We start from the raw sequence: 14,639 nt of genomic DNA, 5'->3' as shown, positions 1-14,639 counted from the left end.
CCGAACGCCTCAGGCCAGTATCGCCAGGCCGTTGCGGTCGATGAGAGAAAGCAGCTTCATGGCGGCGGAGTTCGGTTGCGCTTCGCCGCGCTCCCATTTTTGCACCGCTTTTTTGCTGACGTTCAGATACAGCGCGAACACCGGCTGGCTGACGTTTTCGCGTTCGCGCAGCGCGCGGATGTCTTCCGGCCCATAGTGCTTGACCGGCCGCAGGCACAGCATGTCGAAGGTGCGCATGGTGACGTCATCGACAAACCCGGCGCGGTGCAGGCCCTGAACTTCCTGGTGGATCTCGGCAAGAATTTTACTCATCGCTTAGCCTCCTTAATTCCTTGTTGTTGACCAACTGGTAGAGTCTGAAAGGCGAATAATCCAGATACAGCGCAGCCAGATGTTTCAATCCCTGTAACTCATCCGTACTGATGTTTTCTCTCTCACTTTTGGCAAAACCGCGCATGAAAAACAGGCGATTTTCATCGCAAAAGGCGATCGGCACGCGATAGCCGTTGCGTTTACCGCCGCCGGGGCGGGCGATGCGTTTTTTATATGCGCAGCCGCCGAGGTTGGCGTCATACAGCTGATTTTGCATTTCGCGCGCGGCTTTTATTATCGCGGCATCGCGGATGCGTTCACCGGCGGCGAAGGCCTGGAAGGTTTTGGTGAGGTAAATGTCGGTCATTCATTCTCCTGTGAAATTTATACCCGATTAGGGTATAGATCAAGGGGTTTAAAAACCGACGCAGGGTTGCGGACCCGGCTGGCGCAGGCAAGGCGTTAACGTAAAGGATGCGTGATGCTGCGCGAATAAACAGCGGTAAACGGCAGAGTGTAGAGTGATGGTGCGATCGGCTGCGCACGCCCGGCGGCCCCGGGCGAAGAAGAGGGTTCAGACGCCGATTTTACGCCCCAGCAGGCTATTGCCGCGCGATTGGCCATCCGGTCCGTACAGCGATTTGCTGTTTTTGCTGAGGATGGCCAACGCCTGGGCGTTGTGATCGATCTGCTGATTGAGCAACATGCCGTTGTGCTGGTTCTTCTCGCGCAGCGTTTGGCTCAGTTGCTGCACCCGTTGCCAACGATCCGCCAGCGGGGGCTGGTCGGCATAAGGCGCGCGTTGCCGGTGGGCGTTTTCGGCACCCAGGCGCTGCTGCTCCAGGTAGGCGACGGTGGCCAGCAGCTGGCTCTTGGCGTCGGTGGCGCGCTGCAGCGCCACGCCGGGCAACTGGCCCGAACACAGCAGATGGTGTTCCTCCGCCAGCACCGTATCCAGCGCCTGCAGCGTTTCCAGCAGCTTATCCAGCAGTTTTGCCAGGTTTTCCATGGTGGTTGATTATCCTTCAGATTTTCCCTGCCGCTGCGCGTTCAGTCGCGCCCGGCGTTCCAGTGGCCATCGCGTTGCGCATCCTGCAGCAGCGCGTCGGCGATTTTACCGGCGTCCATGGTTAGCTCGCCGCTGCGGATCGCCTGCTTGATGGCTTCTACCCGGCCCATGTCAATATCCTGGGTGCCCGGCTGCATCAGGCGCGCCTGCGCATCGCTCAGCTTTACCTGGGTGCCGCCGACGGCCGTTTCCGCCGTAGCGGCTTTGCGCGGCTGAAGCGGATTGTCGGCGGGAGTTTCACGCGGTTGCACCGTTGGAACAGGTTGCAGCCGCTGGGTGCGATCGATACTCATGGTCAATCTCCATCTGCGCCATCGCCGTAGCGGCGACGGCGCTGCAATGATAATTTTGCGGCCCTGGTGGCCAATAAAATACTGCCTCTATTTTTCTTATCGGCAAGGTTCGGCAAACCTTTACACTTTTATAACGCAATGCGGATGCCGCCATCCTCGCCGGCGACGCCGCTGACGATTTGGCCCGACGCCATGCGCACGCGTACGCCGTCTTCGGCGGCGGCGTTGTTCATCGCGGTGCCGGCGCCGCTGATGTTGAACCCCTCTCCCCGGGCGCTCACCTGCACCCGCTGACCGGCCTTGATCACCCAGGCGCGGCGCAGCATGGCGAAGGTCAGCGGCTGGCCGGGGCTGATATTGCGCAGGCTGACGGCGCCGAGCGCTTTGCCGGTTGTCGTCAGGGTGCGCGGCGGCAGGGTATCCAGCCGGCCGGTTTTCAGCTGCAGATCCGCCGCAGTCAGGCGGCTGCCGGCGCCGATGCCGCGCGCCGAGACCAGATAACGGCCGATCACCTGCACCTGGGTCTGAATAAAGCGCCGTTCCTGGCCGCAGCGCACCGAGACGCTGATATTGCCCCATGAGCGGGCGTTCGACGGCAGCGACAGCTGCGGCGCCGCACACTGCGGCCACTGCGCCGGCGGGGTGCGCACCCGCACCTTGACCTGCACCGCGGCGTCGGTGAAGCGCCCCTTGATGAAGCTTTCGATTTGCGTCGCCAGACCTTCGGCGCGGGCGCCAGGACTGCACAGCAGCCCGGCAAGCAGCAGCATTTTACCTTTCATCATTCTCTTCTCAAGCTTCATCGGGATGCGCGTAAGTGTACCCGTACGACGCGCTGGCTAAGCAGACAAATAGCGACCCATTTTGCCCTTATTCCCGCGATAGGCTGGCGCTGCGGGCGTTTATGCTGTCGGCTCCAAATTCTAACCTCGCGGAGGGGGCATGCTCGACAAACTGGACGCTGCTCTGCGCTTTGGTCAAGAGGCGCTGAACTTGCGCGCCCGGCGGCAGGAAATTTTGGCCGCTAACATCGCCAACGCAGACACACCGGGCTATCAGGCGCGGGATATCGATTTCGCCAGCCAGCTGAATAAAGTGCTGGAACAGGGGCGCGTCAGCGGCGGCGGCATCGCGCTTAACCTGACGGCGGCGCGCCACATACCGGCGCAGAACATGCAGCCGCCGCAGCTCGATTTACTGTTCCGGGTGCCGGATCAGCCGTCGATGGACGGCAACACGGTGGACATGGATCGCGAGCGTACCCATTTTGCCGATAACAGCCTGAAATATCAGACCGACCTGACGCTGATCAACGGTCAGATCAAAGGGATGATGTCGGTGCTGCAACAAGGATAAGGCTCATGTCTTTACTGAATATTTTCGATATCTCCGGCTCGGCCCTGTCCGCGCAGTCGCAGCGCCTGAACGTCAGCGCCAGCAACATGGCCAATGCCGACAGCGTAACCGGCCCGGACGGCCAGCCCTATCGCGCCAAGCAGGTGGTGTTCGAAGTGGCGGCGGCGCCTGGCCAGCCGACCGGCGGCGTGCGAGTGGCGCAGGTGGTGGACGACCCGGCGCCGGAGCGGCTGGTGTATCAGCCGGGTAACCCGCTGGCGGACGCCAAGGGCTATGTGCGCATGCCGAACGTCGACGTGGTGGGCGAGATGGTCAACACCATTTCCGCCTCCCGCAGCTATCAGGCCAACGTCGAGGTGCTTAACACCACCAAGTCGATGATGATGAAAACCCTGACGCTGGGTCAGTAACCGGGAGATATCGCCATGTCAGTGGCCCCAACTACCAATGCATCGCTGGATGACACGCTCATCGGCGCCAACGGCAAAACCACCAACAGCCAGGACCTGAGCAACAGCTTCCTGACGCTGCTGGTGGCGCAGCTGAAGAATCAGGACCCGACCAACCCGATGCAGAACAACGAGCTGACCTCGCAGTTGGCGCAGATCAACACGGTGCAGGGCATCGAGAAGCTCAACACCACGCTGGGCTCCATCTCAGGCCAAATCAACAGCAACCAGTCGCTGCAGGCCAGCGCGCTGATTGGCCACGGGGTGATGGTGCCCGGCAACAACATCCTGGCGGGCAGCAAAGACGGCAAGATCAGCACCACGCCGTTTGGCGTCGAGCTGGAGCGCGCCGCCGATCGGGTGACCGCCACCATCACCAACGCCAGCGGCCAGGTGGTGCGCACCATCGAGATCGGCGGCCTGACCGCCGGCGTGCACGCGTTTACCTGGGACGGTTCGCTGGACGACGGCAGCACCGCGCCCGACGGCGCCTACAAAGTGGCTGTCAACGCCAAGGGCAACGGCGAGCAACTGGTGGCGCGCAGCCTGCACTTCGGCATGGTCAACGGCGTGATCCGCGACGCGAACGGCGCCAGGCTGGATCTCGGCCTGGCGGGCAGCGCCACCCTGGAAGAAGTGCGACAGATTTTATAACCCCATTCCTTGTTTCATCAGGCTCAATCGGACGATAGCCTGACCACTATTCGGAGAATAACATGGCCTTTTCTCAGGCAGTCAGCGGCTTGAACGCGGCAGCAACCAACCTGGACGTGATCGGTAACAACATCGCCAACTCCGCCACCTCCGGCTTCAAATCCGGCAGCGTGTCCTTTGCCGACATGTTCGCCGGTTCGCAGGTCGGGCTGGGCGTCAAGGTGTCCGGCATCACCCAGAACTTCAAGGGCGGCACCACCACCGGCACCAGCCGCGCGCTGGACGTCGCCATCACCGGCAACGGTTTCTTCCGCATGCAGGACAAGGACGGCGGCATTTTTTACACCCGCAACGGCCAGTTCAAGCTGGACGAGAACCGCAACCTGACCAACATGCAGGGGCTGCAGCTGACCGGTTACCCGGCGGCCGGCACGCCGCCGACCATTCAACAGGGCGCCAACCCGGTGCCGTTGAGCATTCCCGAAGGCATGATGAACGCCAAGGCGTCCACCTCGGGCGAGATGGTGGCCAACCTGAAATCCACCCACAAGGTGCCGGAAAACAAGACCTTCGATCCGACCAAGCAGGACAGCTACAACTACGTCAATACCATCACCGCCTACGATTCGCTGGGTAATGCGCACAACATCAACGCCTACTTCGTGAAGACCGAAAACAATAAGTGGCAGGTCTATACCCAGGACGGCAGCGCGGCGCCGGTAGACGCGGGCACCATGGAATTCAGCACCAGCGGCAACCTGGTGAGCACCACCAGCGCCCAGGGCGCCGCCGGCGACTTCAACATGCTGATCCCGATGGCCGCCAAAGACGGCGCGCCGGCGCAGAACTTCACCCTGAGCTTCGCCGGCAGCATGCAGCAAAACGTCGGCAGCGACTCGGTGAGCAAGGTGGCGCAGGACGGTTATGCCGCCGGCGAATACACCAACTTCCAGATCAACAACGACGGCACGGTGGTGGGGATTTATTCCAACCAGCAGACCCAGGTGCTGGGCCAGATCGTAATGGCCAACTTCTCCAACCCGGAAGGCCTGTCTTCGCAGGGCGATAACGTTTGGCAGGAAACCGGCGCTTCCGGCCAGCCGCGCGTCGGCCTGGCGGGCAGCGGCGGCCTCGGCAAACTGGCCAGCGGCGCGCTGGAGTCGTCCAACGTCGATCTCAGCCAGGAGCTGGTGAACATGATCGTCGCCCAGCGCAACTATCAGTCGAACGCCCAGACCATCAAGACGCAGGACTCGATCCTGCAGACGCTGGTCAGCCTGCGCTAACAGGATTGATTTATGGATCACGCGATTTATACCGCGATGGGTGCGGCGCGGCAGACGCTGGACCAACAGGCGGTCACCGCCAACAACCTGGCCAACGCCGCGACGCCGGGCTTTCGCGCCCAGCTGTCGGCGCTGCGCGCGGTGCCGGTTGACGGCCCGAGCCTGGCGACCCGTACGCTGGTCACCGCCTCGACGCCGGGCGCCGACATGAGCCAGGGCGCGCTGAATTACACCGCGCGCCCGCTGGACGTGGCGCTGCAGCAGGACGGTTTTTTGGCGGTCAGCCTGCCGGGCGGCGGTGAGGCCTACACCCGCAACGGCAATATCCAGATCTCTTCCACCGGGCAATTGACGGTGCAGGGCATGCCGCTGATGGGCGACGGCGGGCCGATCGAAGTGCCGCCGTCGGCGGAGGTAACCATCGCCGCCGACGGCACCATTTCGGCGCTGAATGCCGGCGACCCGCCGAACACCATCGCGCAGATTGGCCGCCTGAAACTGGTGAAGGCCGACGCGCGCGAGGTGATGCGCGGCGACGACGGTCTGTTCCGGCCAACGCCGGAAACCCAGCGGCAGCGCGGCAACCTGCTGCAGAACGATCCGCTGGTGCGGGTGATGCCGGGGGTGCTGGAAGGCAGCAACGTCAAGCCGATGGAGACCATGGTCGACATGATCGCCAACGCCCGCCGTTTCGAAATGCAAATGAAGGTCATCCACAGCGTGGATGAAAACGAACAGCGCGCCAACTCATTGCTCTCATTGAGTTAAGCAGCAAGGAAATAATCAATGATCCCATCGTTATGGATTGCCAAGACCGGTCTGGACGCGCAGCAGACCAATATGGACGTGATCGCCAACAACCTGGCCAACGTCAGCACCAACGGCTTCAAACGCCAACGCGCGGTGTTTGAAGACCTGTTGTACCAGACCATGCGTCAGCCGGGGGCGCAGTCCTCCGAGCAAACCACGCTGCCTTCCGGCCTGCAGATCGGCACCGGCGTGCGCCCGGTCGCTACCGAACGCCTGCACAGCCAGGGCAACCTGTCGCAGACCAACAACAGCAAGGACGTCGCCATTAAAGGGCAGGGGTTCTTCCAGGTGATGTTGCCGGACGGCAGCCAGGCCTACACCCGCGACGGCTCGTTCCAGATCGATCAGAACGGCCAACTGGTGACCGCCAGCGGTTTTCAGGTGCAGCCGGCCATCACCATTCCGGCCAACGCCCTGAGCATCACCGTCGGGCGCGACGGCATCGTCAGCGTCACCCAGCAGGGGCAAACCGCCGCCCAGCAGGTAGGGCAACTGACGCTGACCACCTTCGTCAACGACAGCGGCCTGGAAAGCGTCGGCGAGAATCTGTATCAGGAAACCGAAAGCTCGGGCGCGCCGAACGAGAGCACGCCGGGGCTGAACGGCGCCGGCTTGCTGTATCAGGGCTACGTGGAAACCTCCAACGTCAACGTGGCGGAAGAGTTGGTCAATATGATCCAGACCCAGCGCGCCTACGAGATCAACAGCAAGGCGGTATCGACCTCCGATCAGATGCTGCAAAAACTGACGCAGCTGTAATTGACGGGCGCAGCCTGCTGCGCCCGTAACCCCATTTAGTGAAACAAAGGCGATACCCGTGGTAACCACATATTCGATGGCAATCCTGCCGCGGCAGGGACAACGCTGGCTGGCGGGAATGGTGATGCTGACGCTGAGCGGCTGCGCTTACATACCGCACAAACCGCTGGTGGACGGTGCGACCACGGCGCAGCCCGCGCCGGCGGGGGCGCCGGTGCCGAACGGCTCAATTTTCCAGACGGTGCAGCCGATGAACTACGGCTATCAGCCGCTGTTTGAAGATCGCCGCCCGCGCAACGTCGGCGATACCCTGACCATCGTGCTGCAGGAAAACGTCAGCGCCAGCAAAAGCTCCTCCGCCAACGCCAGCCGCAACGGCGCCAGCAAATTCGGCGTCGCCACCTCGCCGCGCTATCTGGACGGCCTGTTGGGCAACGCGCGCGCCGACATGGACATTTCCGGCGACAGCACCTTCGGCGGCAAGGGCGGGGCCAACGCTAACAATACCTTCAGCGGCACCATCACCGTGACGGTCAATCAGGTGCTGGTCAACGGCAACCTGCACGTGGTGGGGGAAAAACAGATCGCCATCAATCAGGGCACCGAGTTCATCCGTTTTTCCGGCGTGGTCAACCCGCGCACCATCAGCGGCAATAACTCGGTCACCTCCACCCAGGTGGCGGACGCGCGCATCGAATACGTCGGCAACGGCTATATCAACGAGGCGCAAACCATGGGCTGGCTGCAGCGCTTCTTCTTAAATGTTTCCCCGTTTTGAGTTCAGGCTATAACGCTTTTTGGCTAAGGCGAATGAGGTTCCAATGATAAAAAAATTCCTGATGGCTTTGCTGATCGGAACGATAAGTCTGGCGGCGGCGGCGGAGCGCATCCGCGATCTGGTGACGGTGCAAGGGGTGCGCGACAACGCCCTGATCGGCTATGGGCTGGTGGTGGGGCTGGACGGCTCGGGCGACCAGACCATGCAGACGCCGTTCACCACCCAGAGCCTGAGCAACATGCTGTCGCAGCTGGGCATCACCGTGCCGCCGGGCACCAACATGCAGCTGAAAAACGTCGCGGCGGTGATGGTGACCGCCAGGCTGCCGCCGTTTTCGCGCACCGGGCAGAATATCGACGTGGTGGTGTCCTCGATGGGCAACGCCAAAAGCCTGCGCGGCGGCACCTTGCTGATGACGCCGCTGAAAGGCGTGGATAACCAGGTCTACGCGCTGGCGCAGGGCAACGTGCTGGTGGGCGGCGCCGGCGCGACGGCCGGCGGCAGCAGCGTGCAGGTCAATCAGCTGGCGGGCGGGCGCATCAGCAACGGCGCCACCATCGAACGCGAACTGCCGACCACCTTCGGCAGCGGCGGGGTTATCAACCTGCAGCTGAATGACGAAGACTTCACCCTGGCGCAGCAGATCAGCGACGCCATCAACCGCCAGCGCGGCGGCGGCACCGCTTCACCGCTCGACGCCCGCACCATTCAGGTGCTGGTGCCGCAGGGCAACAGCTCGCAGGTGCGCTTCCTGGCGGAAATTCAGAATATCAACGTCAGCGTCGGGGCGATCGACGCCAAGGTGATCATCAACTCGCGCACCGGTTCGGTGGTGATGAACCGCGATGTGATCCTGGACTCTTGCGCGGTGGCGCAAGGCAACCTGTCGGTGGTGGTCGATCGGCAAAATACCGTCAGCCAGCCGAATACGCCGTTTGGCGGCGGGCAGACGGTGGTGACGCCGAACACCCAGATATCGGTGCAGCAGCAGGGCGGATCGCTGCAGAAGGTTAACGCCAGCGCCAATCTGAACAACGTCATTCGCGCGCTGAATGCGCTGGGCGCCACGCCGATCGACCTGATGTCGATCCTGCAGGCGATGCAGAGCGCCGGCTGCCTGCGCGCCAAGCTGGAAATTATCTGATGGCCGGCGATCTGATGGCCATGTCGGGCGCGGCCTATGATGCCCAGGCGCTGAACGGCTTGAAACGCGACGCGGCGGCCGACCCGCAGGGCAACCTGAAGCAGGTGGCGCAGCAGGTCGAGGGGATGTTCGTGCAGATGATGCTGAAGAGCATGCGCGCCGCGCTGCCGCAGGACGGGGTGCTGAGCAGCGATCAAACCCGGCTTTATACCTCGATGTATGACCAGCAAATCGCCCAGCAGATGTCGCAGAAAGGGCTGGGGCTGGCCGATATGATGGTCAGGCAGATGAGCAACGCCAACGCCGTGCCGAGCGAAACGGCGGGCATGTCGCCGATGGCGCTGGATCATGAGGTACTGCGGACGCTGCCGAACCCGGCGCTGGAGCAGATCCTCCGCCGGGCGGTGCCGAAAGCGCCGCCGGCGGTCTCGCCGCTGTCGTTGAACAACGGCAACTTCGTCGCTCGCCTGGCGATCCCGGCGCGTGTCGCCAGCCAGCAGAGCGGCATTCCGCATCAGCTGATCGTGGCGCAGGCGGCGCTGGAATCCGGCTGGGGCCAGCGCGAAATTCCGACCGCCGACGGCGCGCCGAGTTACAACCTGTTCGGTATCAAGGCCGGCGCCGGCTGGAGCGGCCCGGTAACGGAAATCACCACCACCGAGTTCGAGCAGGGGGCGGCGAAGAAGATCAAGGCGAAATTCCGCGTTTACGGATCTTACGTCGAAGCGATCGCCGACTACGTCAGGCTGCTGACCAGCAACCCGCGCTATGCCGACGTGGCCGCCGCCCGCAGCCCGGAGCAGGCGGCGCACGCCCTGCAGCGGGCGGGCTACGCCACCGATCCGCAGTACGCCAGCAAGCTGGTCGGCGTGATCCGGCAGATGAAGAGCGCCGGCGAGCAGGCGGTGCGGGCCTATACCCACGATCTGAAAGATCTGTTCTAAAGCCCCGTCATTCTTGACGCCGCAGCGGCGTTGACTGCACAAGCTTGCCCCGGTCACTCGGTTTGACCAGGCTCCCGGGGACGCCCTTGCTTGTCGCCTTGCTGCGACGCCGATTATTTAGGGGATGGGCGGTAATGAAGGCTGGCTGGATGCTGACCGCATGGCCGCTTTTTTTCCTCAAGTTTTTCCCGTTTTTGCCGATAACCGAGACAGGCTGAGCGAACAGGCTCAGCAGATTAATTGAACCCTGTGGGCCGCAGGCGCCGCAGCATAAGGAATCCCGATGTCCAATAGCTTAATCAACACCGCCATGAGCGGGCTGAATGCGGCTCAGGTGGCGCTCAGCACCGTCAGCAACAACATTTCCAACTACAACGTGGCCGGCTATAACCGCCAGACCGCCATCCTGGCGCAGAACGGCGGCCTGAGCACCATGAACGGCTTTATCGGCAACGGCGTCACCGTCACCAGCGTCAACCGCGAATACAACCAGTTCATCAGCAACCAGTTGCGCAGCGCGCAGGGCAATGCCGAGGCGCAGGGCGCCTATTACCAAAAAATTTCCCAGATCGACAACCTGCTGGCGAGCAAAACCAACAACTTGTCGACCAACATGCAGGATTTCTTCACCAACCTGCAGAATCTGGTGAGCAACTCCGGCGACGACGCGGCGCGCCAGACGGTGCTGGGCAAGGCCAACGGCCTGGTTAACCAGTTCAACAACACCGATAAATATCTGCGCGATATGGACAGCGGCGTCAATCAGCAGATCGGCGACAGCGCGCAGCAGATCAACGGCTATAGCCAGCAGATCGCCAGGCTGAACGACGAAATCACCCGCCTGCGCGGCAGCGGCGGCGAACCGAACGCCCTGCTGGATCAGCGCGACCAGCTGGTGACCGAGCTGAACAAGGTGGTTGGCGTGCAGGTGACCCAGCAGGATGGCGACGCTTACACCCTTTCCTTCGCCAACGGCCTGACCCTGGTGCAGGGCAGCGCCACTTATCAGGTGGCGGCGGTGCCTTCCGGCAGCGATCCTTCCCGATTGACCCTCGGCTACGATCGCGGCCACGGCGCCAGCGAAGTGCCGGAAGGGCAGATCAACAGCGGCAGCCTGAGCGGCGTGCTGAAGTTCCGCAGCGAAACGCTGGACGGCGCGCGCAATCAGCTGGGCCAGATTGCGCTGGCGTTGGCGGACAACTTTAACCAACAGCACCGCGCAGGCTTCGATCTGAACGGCGACGCCGGCGCCGATTTCTTCAGCTTCGGCGGCGGCCGGGTGGTGGACAATACCCGCAATGCCGGCGACGCCGCGCTGTCGGTGTCTTATACCGATACCGGCAAGGTGAAGGCCAACGACTATCGCGTCGAGTTCGACGGCGGCAATTGGCAGGTAAGCCGGCTGCCGGACAACGTCAAGGTCAACGCCACCGCGGGCACCGACGCCGACGGCAAGCCGACGCTGAGCTTTGACGGGCTGCAGATCGGCATCGACGGCACCCCCCGGGCCAAGGACAGCTTCACCGTGAAGCCGGTGAGCGACGTGGCCGGCAGCCTGACGGTCGCCCTCAGCGACTCGTCGAAAATCGCCGCCGCCGGCAAGGACGACAGCGGTCGGGGCGACAACGAGAACGCCAAGAAGCTGATCGATCTGCAAACCAAGAAGCTGGTGGACGGCAAAGCGACCTTCAGCGGCGCCTACGCCGGCATGGTCAGCAGCATCGGCAACCAGACCGCCTCCGCCAAGGTGGCCACCACCTCGCAGGCCAACATCGTGACGCAGCTGACCCAGCAACAGCAGTCGATCTCCGGCGTCAACCTGGACGAAGAGTACGGTGAACTGTTGCGTTTCCAGCAGTATTACATGGCTAACGCGCAGGTGATTCAAACCGCCAGCTCGATGTTCGACGCGCTGTTGAACATTCGTTGATTTCATTGCCGGCCGGGCCCCGACGCGGGCGCGGCGGCTCATTTTGAGGAAACCACCGCATGCGCATGAGCACCAGCATGATGTATCAGCAGAACATGGCCGGCATCACCGGCAACCAGTCGCTGTTTATGAAGGCCGCAGAGCAGCTTTCAACCGGCAAGAAGGTGATCAATCCCTCCGACGATCCGCTGGCGGCATCGCAGGCGGTGATGCTGTCGCAGTCGCAGGCCGAGAACAACCAGTATACGCTGGCGCGTACCTTCGCCCGGCAGAACGTCTCGATGGAAGAAAACGTGCTGGCCGGCGCCACCTCGACCATTCAGGACATCAAGGCGTTGATCGTCAACGCCGGCGGCACCGAAAGCGATAACGACCGCGATTCGCTGGCCACCCAACTGCAGGGGCTGAAAGATCAGCTGCTCAACCAGGCCAACAGCACCGACGGCAACGGGCGCTACATGTTCGGCGGCTATATGAACGACAAGCCGCCGTTCGTCGACCAGGGCGGCGCGGTGAGTTACCAGGGCGGCGACAGGGCGGTCGAGCAGAAGGTGGACGCCAACCGCACCATGACCATCGGCCATACCGGCAATACGGTGTTCATGTCGCTGACCAGCAACCCGAAACCCGAGCCGGACGGCAGCGCGCCGGTGGCCAACGTCTTCGAGAGCATCGACATTGCGCTGAAAGCGCTGAAAACGCCGCTGCAGGATGCCGACGAGGCCACCCAACAACAGGTCGCCGATGCGCTGGCCAAGGCTAACCGCGGCATGGACAACTCCTACAACAAGGTGCTGAGCGTGCGCGCCGAGTTGGGTAGCCAGCTGCAGGAGATGGATCAGCTGGACAGCATCGGCAAGGAACGCGACATGACCAATCAGGTGCAGATGAGCGCGCTGACGGATGCGGATTTGGCCGAGTCGATCTCCGCTTACTTTATGCAGCAGGCGGCGCTGCAGGCGTCGTACAAAACCTTCGGCGATATGCAGGGCATGTCGCTGTTCCAGATGAACCGTTAATCGGGCACTACCCCGGCGTGTCGTCACGGCGGGTTTCCCTTGGGTGCGCTTAGAAAACGCTATCGCTGCGAGGCAGGGGTAGGGAATTCTTGAAACCGGGCGCACTTGTTTGGCACGTCACTTTTTCTCCCACGAAAAGCTTGAGTGACGTGCCTTTTTTTCTTCAGGAACGAAAACAATAATAAGGCGGTCGGCCGGAGTTAATACCTAAGGGTATTATTGAGCTTCTGGCCGGGAAAACCTTGTTGAATATATTATTTTTAACTGACTGAAGAGGGTGGCGTTATTTCTTTTTCTTGATCACTTTCCATTCGCCGCCATCCGGCGTTTCGTCAAAGGCAATTTTGAAGCGGTTGCTCTGCCAGTGGCTCATGCCAAATAAACGTCTGGCCTTACGGTTGGTTTTCGCCTTGATCATGATATCACTCCTGGGGCTATCGGGGGGGTATGCCTCGCCTGCGGCGGGTCGCCGGGTTTATGACGTGCCGGGGCCGGCACCTGTTTAATAAGCAGGTGATGAAATAATTCGATATTTATCGGTCGCCGTGTTATTGCCGGGTTATAACTTTCCTCTCATAATAAAACCTCACTTGTATTTTATTTCAGGTCTATTCTAGGGCGGGTATTTTATTATTCAAGCCGTGGCGGGCTTTTGGACCTTAATGCGGATAACCGGGGTTTATCACGCTTTTGTTCCGATAAAGCCGGTTTCTTGCCATTTTGTCTTGCGGCGCGCCGCGGAAAGAGCGGGAAGAGGGGGATTCAGAAGGTCATGCCGCCGACCACCGCCGCCAGGCGGTCGAACACCTCGCCGAACAGGTGTTCGCAGAACGGCGCCAGCATCGGCATCATCATGCCGAGGGTCATGATGCCGATGGTCATGGTGACCGGGAAGCCGATCACGAACACCGACAGCTGCGGCGTCATGCGGTTGAGCAGGCCGAGCGCCATGTTGAGCGTCAGCAGCAGGCAGATCAGCGGCAGCGCCAGCATCAGGCCGTTGATGAAGATCAGCGAGCCGACCTGGGTCAGCACCAGGAAGCCGTTGCCGTTCAGCGGCCGGGTCTGGACCGGCAGGGTGTGGAAGCTGTCCGCCAGCAGGGAAATCAGCCACAGGTGGCCGTCAACGCTGAGGAACAGCAGCATCGCCAGCAGGTTGAGCAGCCTGGCCAGCACCGGCATGTTCGGCCCGCCGCTGGGGTCGAAGAAGGTGGCGAACGACAGCCCCATCTGCATGCCGATCACCTCGCCGGCCAGCCGCACCGCCGCGAAGGCGAACTGCATGGTCAGGCCCAGCGCCACGCCGATCAGGATTTGCTGGACAGCCAGCCACAGACCGGCGGCGGAGAAGATCGGGATATTGCTGGTAGGCAGGGTCGGGGCGATCAGGATCACGATCAGGCCGCCGAGGCCGATTTTCACCTTTTTGCTGATTTGCTTCTCGCTGAATACCGGCGCGGTGCCGATGAGCGCCAGAATGCGCAGCAGCGGCCAAAAATATTGGCTGAGCCATACGCCGAACTGGGCGCTGTCGACGGTGAGCACGGTCAGCCGATCAAATTGGGCAGGTTGCTGAACAGCATGCGCATGTAGTCCAGCAGCAGGTTCAGCATCCAGGGGCCGGCGATCACGATGGTGGCGAACACCGCCAGAATTTTGGGAATGAACGACAGCGTCATTTCGTTGATCTGGGTGGCGGCCTGCAGCAGGCTGACCACCAGGCCGCTGATCAGCGCCGCCAGCAGCAGCGGCGCGGCCAGCGCCAGCGCCACTTTCATCGCTTCGGTGCCCAGTGCCATGACCGATTCGGGTGTCATTATGCTTCCTTGAAAGGCG

Annotated in this window: 19 protein-coding genes; 11 read left to right on the top strand and 8 right to left on the bottom strand. The window is 61.9% G+C overall.

The genetic code is table 11. The features are described 5' to 3' along the window. Positions 1-9 precede the first annotated feature (9 nt). The 5 genes from CKW09_RS14970 to flgA form a co-directional block, all read right to left on the bottom strand. Positions 10-312 carry a helix-turn-helix domain-containing protein gene (locus tag CKW09_RS14970; protein WP_061794706.1) on the bottom strand — a complete coding sequence of 101 codons (303 nt, stop codon included), beginning with the start codon at positions 310-312 and terminating at the stop codon, positions 10-12. Continuing rightward, entirely contained in the window at positions 305-679 is a 375-nt protein-coding gene (locus CKW09_RS14965; RefSeq protein WP_095098030.1) for a type II toxin-antitoxin system RelE/ParE family toxin, read from the bottom strand. The genes CKW09_RS14970 and CKW09_RS14965 overlap by 8 nt, the downstream gene beginning before the upstream one ends. 207 nt (positions 680-886) lie before the next feature. After that, complete coding sequence (locus tag CKW09_RS14960) at positions 887-1,321, bottom strand: flagella synthesis protein FlgN (RefSeq protein ID WP_061794704.1); 435 nt, start codon at positions 1,319-1,321, stop codon at positions 887-889. Between the two features lie 41 nt (positions 1,322-1,362). Then, positions 1,363-1,674: a flagellar biosynthesis anti-sigma factor FlgM gene (gene flgM, locus CKW09_RS14955; RefSeq protein WP_095098027.1), complete on the bottom strand. Its 312-nt coding sequence runs from the start codon at positions 1,672-1,674 to the stop codon at positions 1,363-1,365. Positions 1,675-1,802: 128 nt separating this feature from the next. Further along, complete coding sequence (gene flgA / locus CKW09_RS14950) at positions 1,803-2,456, bottom strand: flagellar basal body P-ring formation chaperone FlgA (protein WP_061794772.1); 654 nt, start codon at positions 2,454-2,456, stop codon at positions 1,803-1,805. Between the two features lie 160 nt (positions 2,457-2,616). Here flgA and flgB point away from each other — a divergent pair, with 160 nt between their 5' ends. The 11 genes from flgB to flgL all read left to right on the top strand — a co-directional run bounded on the left by flgB (position 2,617) and on the right by flgL (position 12,803). After that, positions 2,617-3,030, top strand: coding sequence for a flagellar basal body rod protein FlgB (flgB, locus tag CKW09_RS14945; protein WP_061794702.1), 414 nt, complete (start codon positions 2,617-2,619; stop codon positions 3,028-3,030). A gap of 5 nt (positions 3,031-3,035) precedes the next feature. Next, positions 3,036-3,440, top strand: a complete 405-nt coding sequence (gene flgC / locus CKW09_RS14940; protein ID WP_061794701.1) for a flagellar basal body rod protein FlgC — start codon at positions 3,036-3,038, stop codon at positions 3,438-3,440. Between the two features lie 15 nt (positions 3,441-3,455). Then, positions 3,456-4,133, top strand: coding sequence for a flagellar hook assembly protein FlgD (gene flgD, locus CKW09_RS14935; protein ID WP_061794700.1), 678 nt, complete (start codon positions 3,456-3,458; stop codon positions 4,131-4,133). 62 nt (positions 4,134-4,195) lie between these two features. Beyond that, positions 4,196-5,419 (top strand): flagellar hook protein FlgE, encoded by a 1,224-nt coding sequence (gene flgE, locus CKW09_RS14930; protein WP_061794699.1) that lies wholly within the window; start codon positions 4,196-4,198, stop codon positions 5,417-5,419. Between the two features lie 12 nt (positions 5,420-5,431). Further along, positions 5,432-6,187, top strand: a complete 756-nt coding sequence (locus tag CKW09_RS14925) for a flagellar basal body rod protein FlgF (RefSeq protein ID WP_061794698.1) — start codon at positions 5,432-5,434, stop codon at positions 6,185-6,187. 18 nt (positions 6,188-6,205) lie between these two features. Then, complete coding sequence (gene flgG / locus CKW09_RS14920) at positions 6,206-6,988, top strand: flagellar basal-body rod protein FlgG (protein WP_061794697.1); 783 nt, start codon at positions 6,206-6,208, stop codon at positions 6,986-6,988. A gap of 76 nt (positions 6,989-7,064) precedes the next feature. Continuing rightward, positions 7,065-7,766, top strand: a complete 702-nt coding sequence (gene flgH, locus CKW09_RS14915; RefSeq protein ID WP_061794696.1) for a flagellar basal body L-ring protein FlgH — start codon at positions 7,065-7,067, stop codon at positions 7,764-7,766. Between the two features lie 43 nt (positions 7,767-7,809). Beyond that, a complete protein-coding gene (locus CKW09_RS14910) occupies positions 7,810-8,910 on the top strand; it encodes a flagellar basal body P-ring protein FlgI (RefSeq protein WP_095098024.1) in 1,101 nt (366 codons plus the stop codon). Then, on the top strand, positions 8,910-9,854 hold the full coding sequence (flgJ, locus tag CKW09_RS14905) for a flagellar assembly peptidoglycan hydrolase FlgJ (protein ID WP_095098021.1): 945 nt from the start codon (positions 8,910-8,912) through the stop codon (positions 9,852-9,854). The genes CKW09_RS14910 and flgJ overlap by 1 nt, the downstream gene beginning before the upstream one ends. A 283-nt stretch (positions 9,855-10,137) precedes the next feature. Further along, positions 10,138-11,784 (top strand): flagellar hook-associated protein FlgK, encoded by a 1,647-nt coding sequence (gene flgK, locus CKW09_RS14900; protein ID WP_095098018.1) that lies wholly within the window; start codon positions 10,138-10,140, stop codon positions 11,782-11,784. Positions 11,785-11,843: 59 nt separating this feature from the next. Further along, a complete protein-coding gene (gene flgL, locus CKW09_RS14895; RefSeq protein WP_061794692.1) occupies positions 11,844-12,803 on the top strand; it encodes a flagellar hook-associated protein FlgL in 960 nt (319 codons plus the stop codon). Positions 12,804-13,086: 283 nt separating this feature from the next. On the opposite strand, the gene sra is transcribed toward flgL, so the two are convergent. The 3 genes from sra to fliQ all read right to left on the bottom strand — a co-directional run bounded on the left by sra (position 13,087) and on the right by fliQ (position 14,620). Beyond that, positions 13,087-13,221, bottom strand: coding sequence for a stationary-phase-induced ribosome-associated protein (gene sra / locus CKW09_RS24800; protein ID WP_095098015.1), 135 nt, complete (start codon positions 13,219-13,221; stop codon positions 13,087-13,089). A gap of 344 nt (positions 13,222-13,565) precedes the next feature. Further along, positions 13,566-14,348 (bottom strand): flagellar biosynthetic protein FliR, encoded by a 783-nt coding sequence (gene fliR / locus CKW09_RS14885; RefSeq protein ID WP_061794691.1) that lies wholly within the window; start codon positions 14,346-14,348, stop codon positions 13,566-13,568. 2 nt (positions 14,349-14,350) lie between these two features. Then, a complete protein-coding gene (fliQ, locus tag CKW09_RS14880; protein ID WP_061794690.1) occupies positions 14,351-14,620 on the bottom strand; it encodes a flagellar biosynthesis protein FliQ in 270 nt (89 codons plus the stop codon). Positions 14,621-14,639 lie beyond the last annotated feature (19 nt).

This window comes from Serratia ficaria (genome assembly GCF_900187015.1).
GTDB classification, from domain to species: domain Bacteria; phylum Pseudomonadota; class Gammaproteobacteria; order Enterobacterales; family Enterobacteriaceae; genus Serratia; species Serratia ficaria.
This window is presented reverse-complemented; position numbering and strand designations above follow the sequence as displayed.

What these genes read in the sequence shown, in the direction of transcription:
- flgB (WP_061794702.1), top strand. Translation starts at nt 2,617, where the DNA reads ATGCTCGACAAACTGGACGCTGCTCTGCGCTTTGGTCAAGAGGCGCTG.
- flgM (WP_095098027.1), bottom strand. Translation starts at nt 1,674, where the DNA reads ATGAGTATCGATCGCACCCAGCGGCTGCAACCTGTTCCAACGGTGCAA.
- flgK (WP_095098018.1), top strand. Translation starts at nt 10,138, where the DNA reads ATGTCCAATAGCTTAATCAACACCGCCATGAGCGGGCTGAATGCGGCT.
- CKW09_RS14965 (WP_095098030.1), bottom strand. Translation starts at nt 679, where the DNA reads ATGACCGACATTTACCTCACCAAAACCTTCCAGGCCTTCGCCGCCGGT.
- flgG (WP_061794697.1), top strand. Translation starts at nt 6,206, where the DNA reads ATGATCCCATCGTTATGGATTGCCAAGACCGGTCTGGACGCGCAGCAG.
- CKW09_RS14925 (WP_061794698.1), top strand. Translation starts at nt 5,432, where the DNA reads ATGGATCACGCGATTTATACCGCGATGGGTGCGGCGCGGCAGACGCTG.
- flgE (WP_061794699.1), top strand. Translation starts at nt 4,196, where the DNA reads ATGGCCTTTTCTCAGGCAGTCAGCGGCTTGAACGCGGCAGCAACCAAC.
- CKW09_RS14970 (WP_061794706.1), bottom strand. Translation starts at nt 312, where the DNA reads ATGAGTAAAATTCTTGCCGAGATCCACCAGGAAGTTCAGGGCCTGCAC.
- flgD (WP_061794700.1), top strand. Translation starts at nt 3,456, where the DNA reads ATGTCAGTGGCCCCAACTACCAATGCATCGCTGGATGACACGCTCATC.
- flgA (WP_061794772.1), bottom strand. Translation starts at nt 2,456, where the DNA reads ATGAAAGGTAAAATGCTGCTGCTTGCCGGGCTGCTGTGCAGTCCTGGC.
- flgH (WP_061794696.1), top strand. Translation starts at nt 7,065, where the DNA reads ATGGCAATCCTGCCGCGGCAGGGACAACGCTGGCTGGCGGGAATGGTG.
- flgJ (WP_095098021.1), top strand. Translation starts at nt 8,910, where the DNA reads ATGGCCGGCGATCTGATGGCCATGTCGGGCGCGGCCTATGATGCCCAG.
- CKW09_RS14960 (WP_061794704.1), bottom strand. Translation starts at nt 1,321, where the DNA reads ATGGAAAACCTGGCAAAACTGCTGGATAAGCTGCTGGAAACGCTGCAG.
- CKW09_RS14910 (WP_095098024.1), top strand. Translation starts at nt 7,810, where the DNA reads ATGATAAAAAAATTCCTGATGGCTTTGCTGATCGGAACGATAAGTCTG.
- flgC (WP_061794701.1), top strand. Translation starts at nt 3,036, where the DNA reads ATGTCTTTACTGAATATTTTCGATATCTCCGGCTCGGCCCTGTCCGCG.
- sra (WP_095098015.1), bottom strand. Translation starts at nt 13,221, where the DNA reads ATGATCAAGGCGAAAACCAACCGTAAGGCCAGACGTTTATTTGGCATG.
- flgL (WP_061794692.1), top strand. Translation starts at nt 11,844, where the DNA reads ATGCGCATGAGCACCAGCATGATGTATCAGCAGAACATGGCCGGCATC.
- fliQ (WP_061794690.1), bottom strand. Translation starts at nt 14,620, where the DNA reads ATGACACCCGAATCGGTCATGGCACTGGGCACCGAAGCGATGAAAGTG.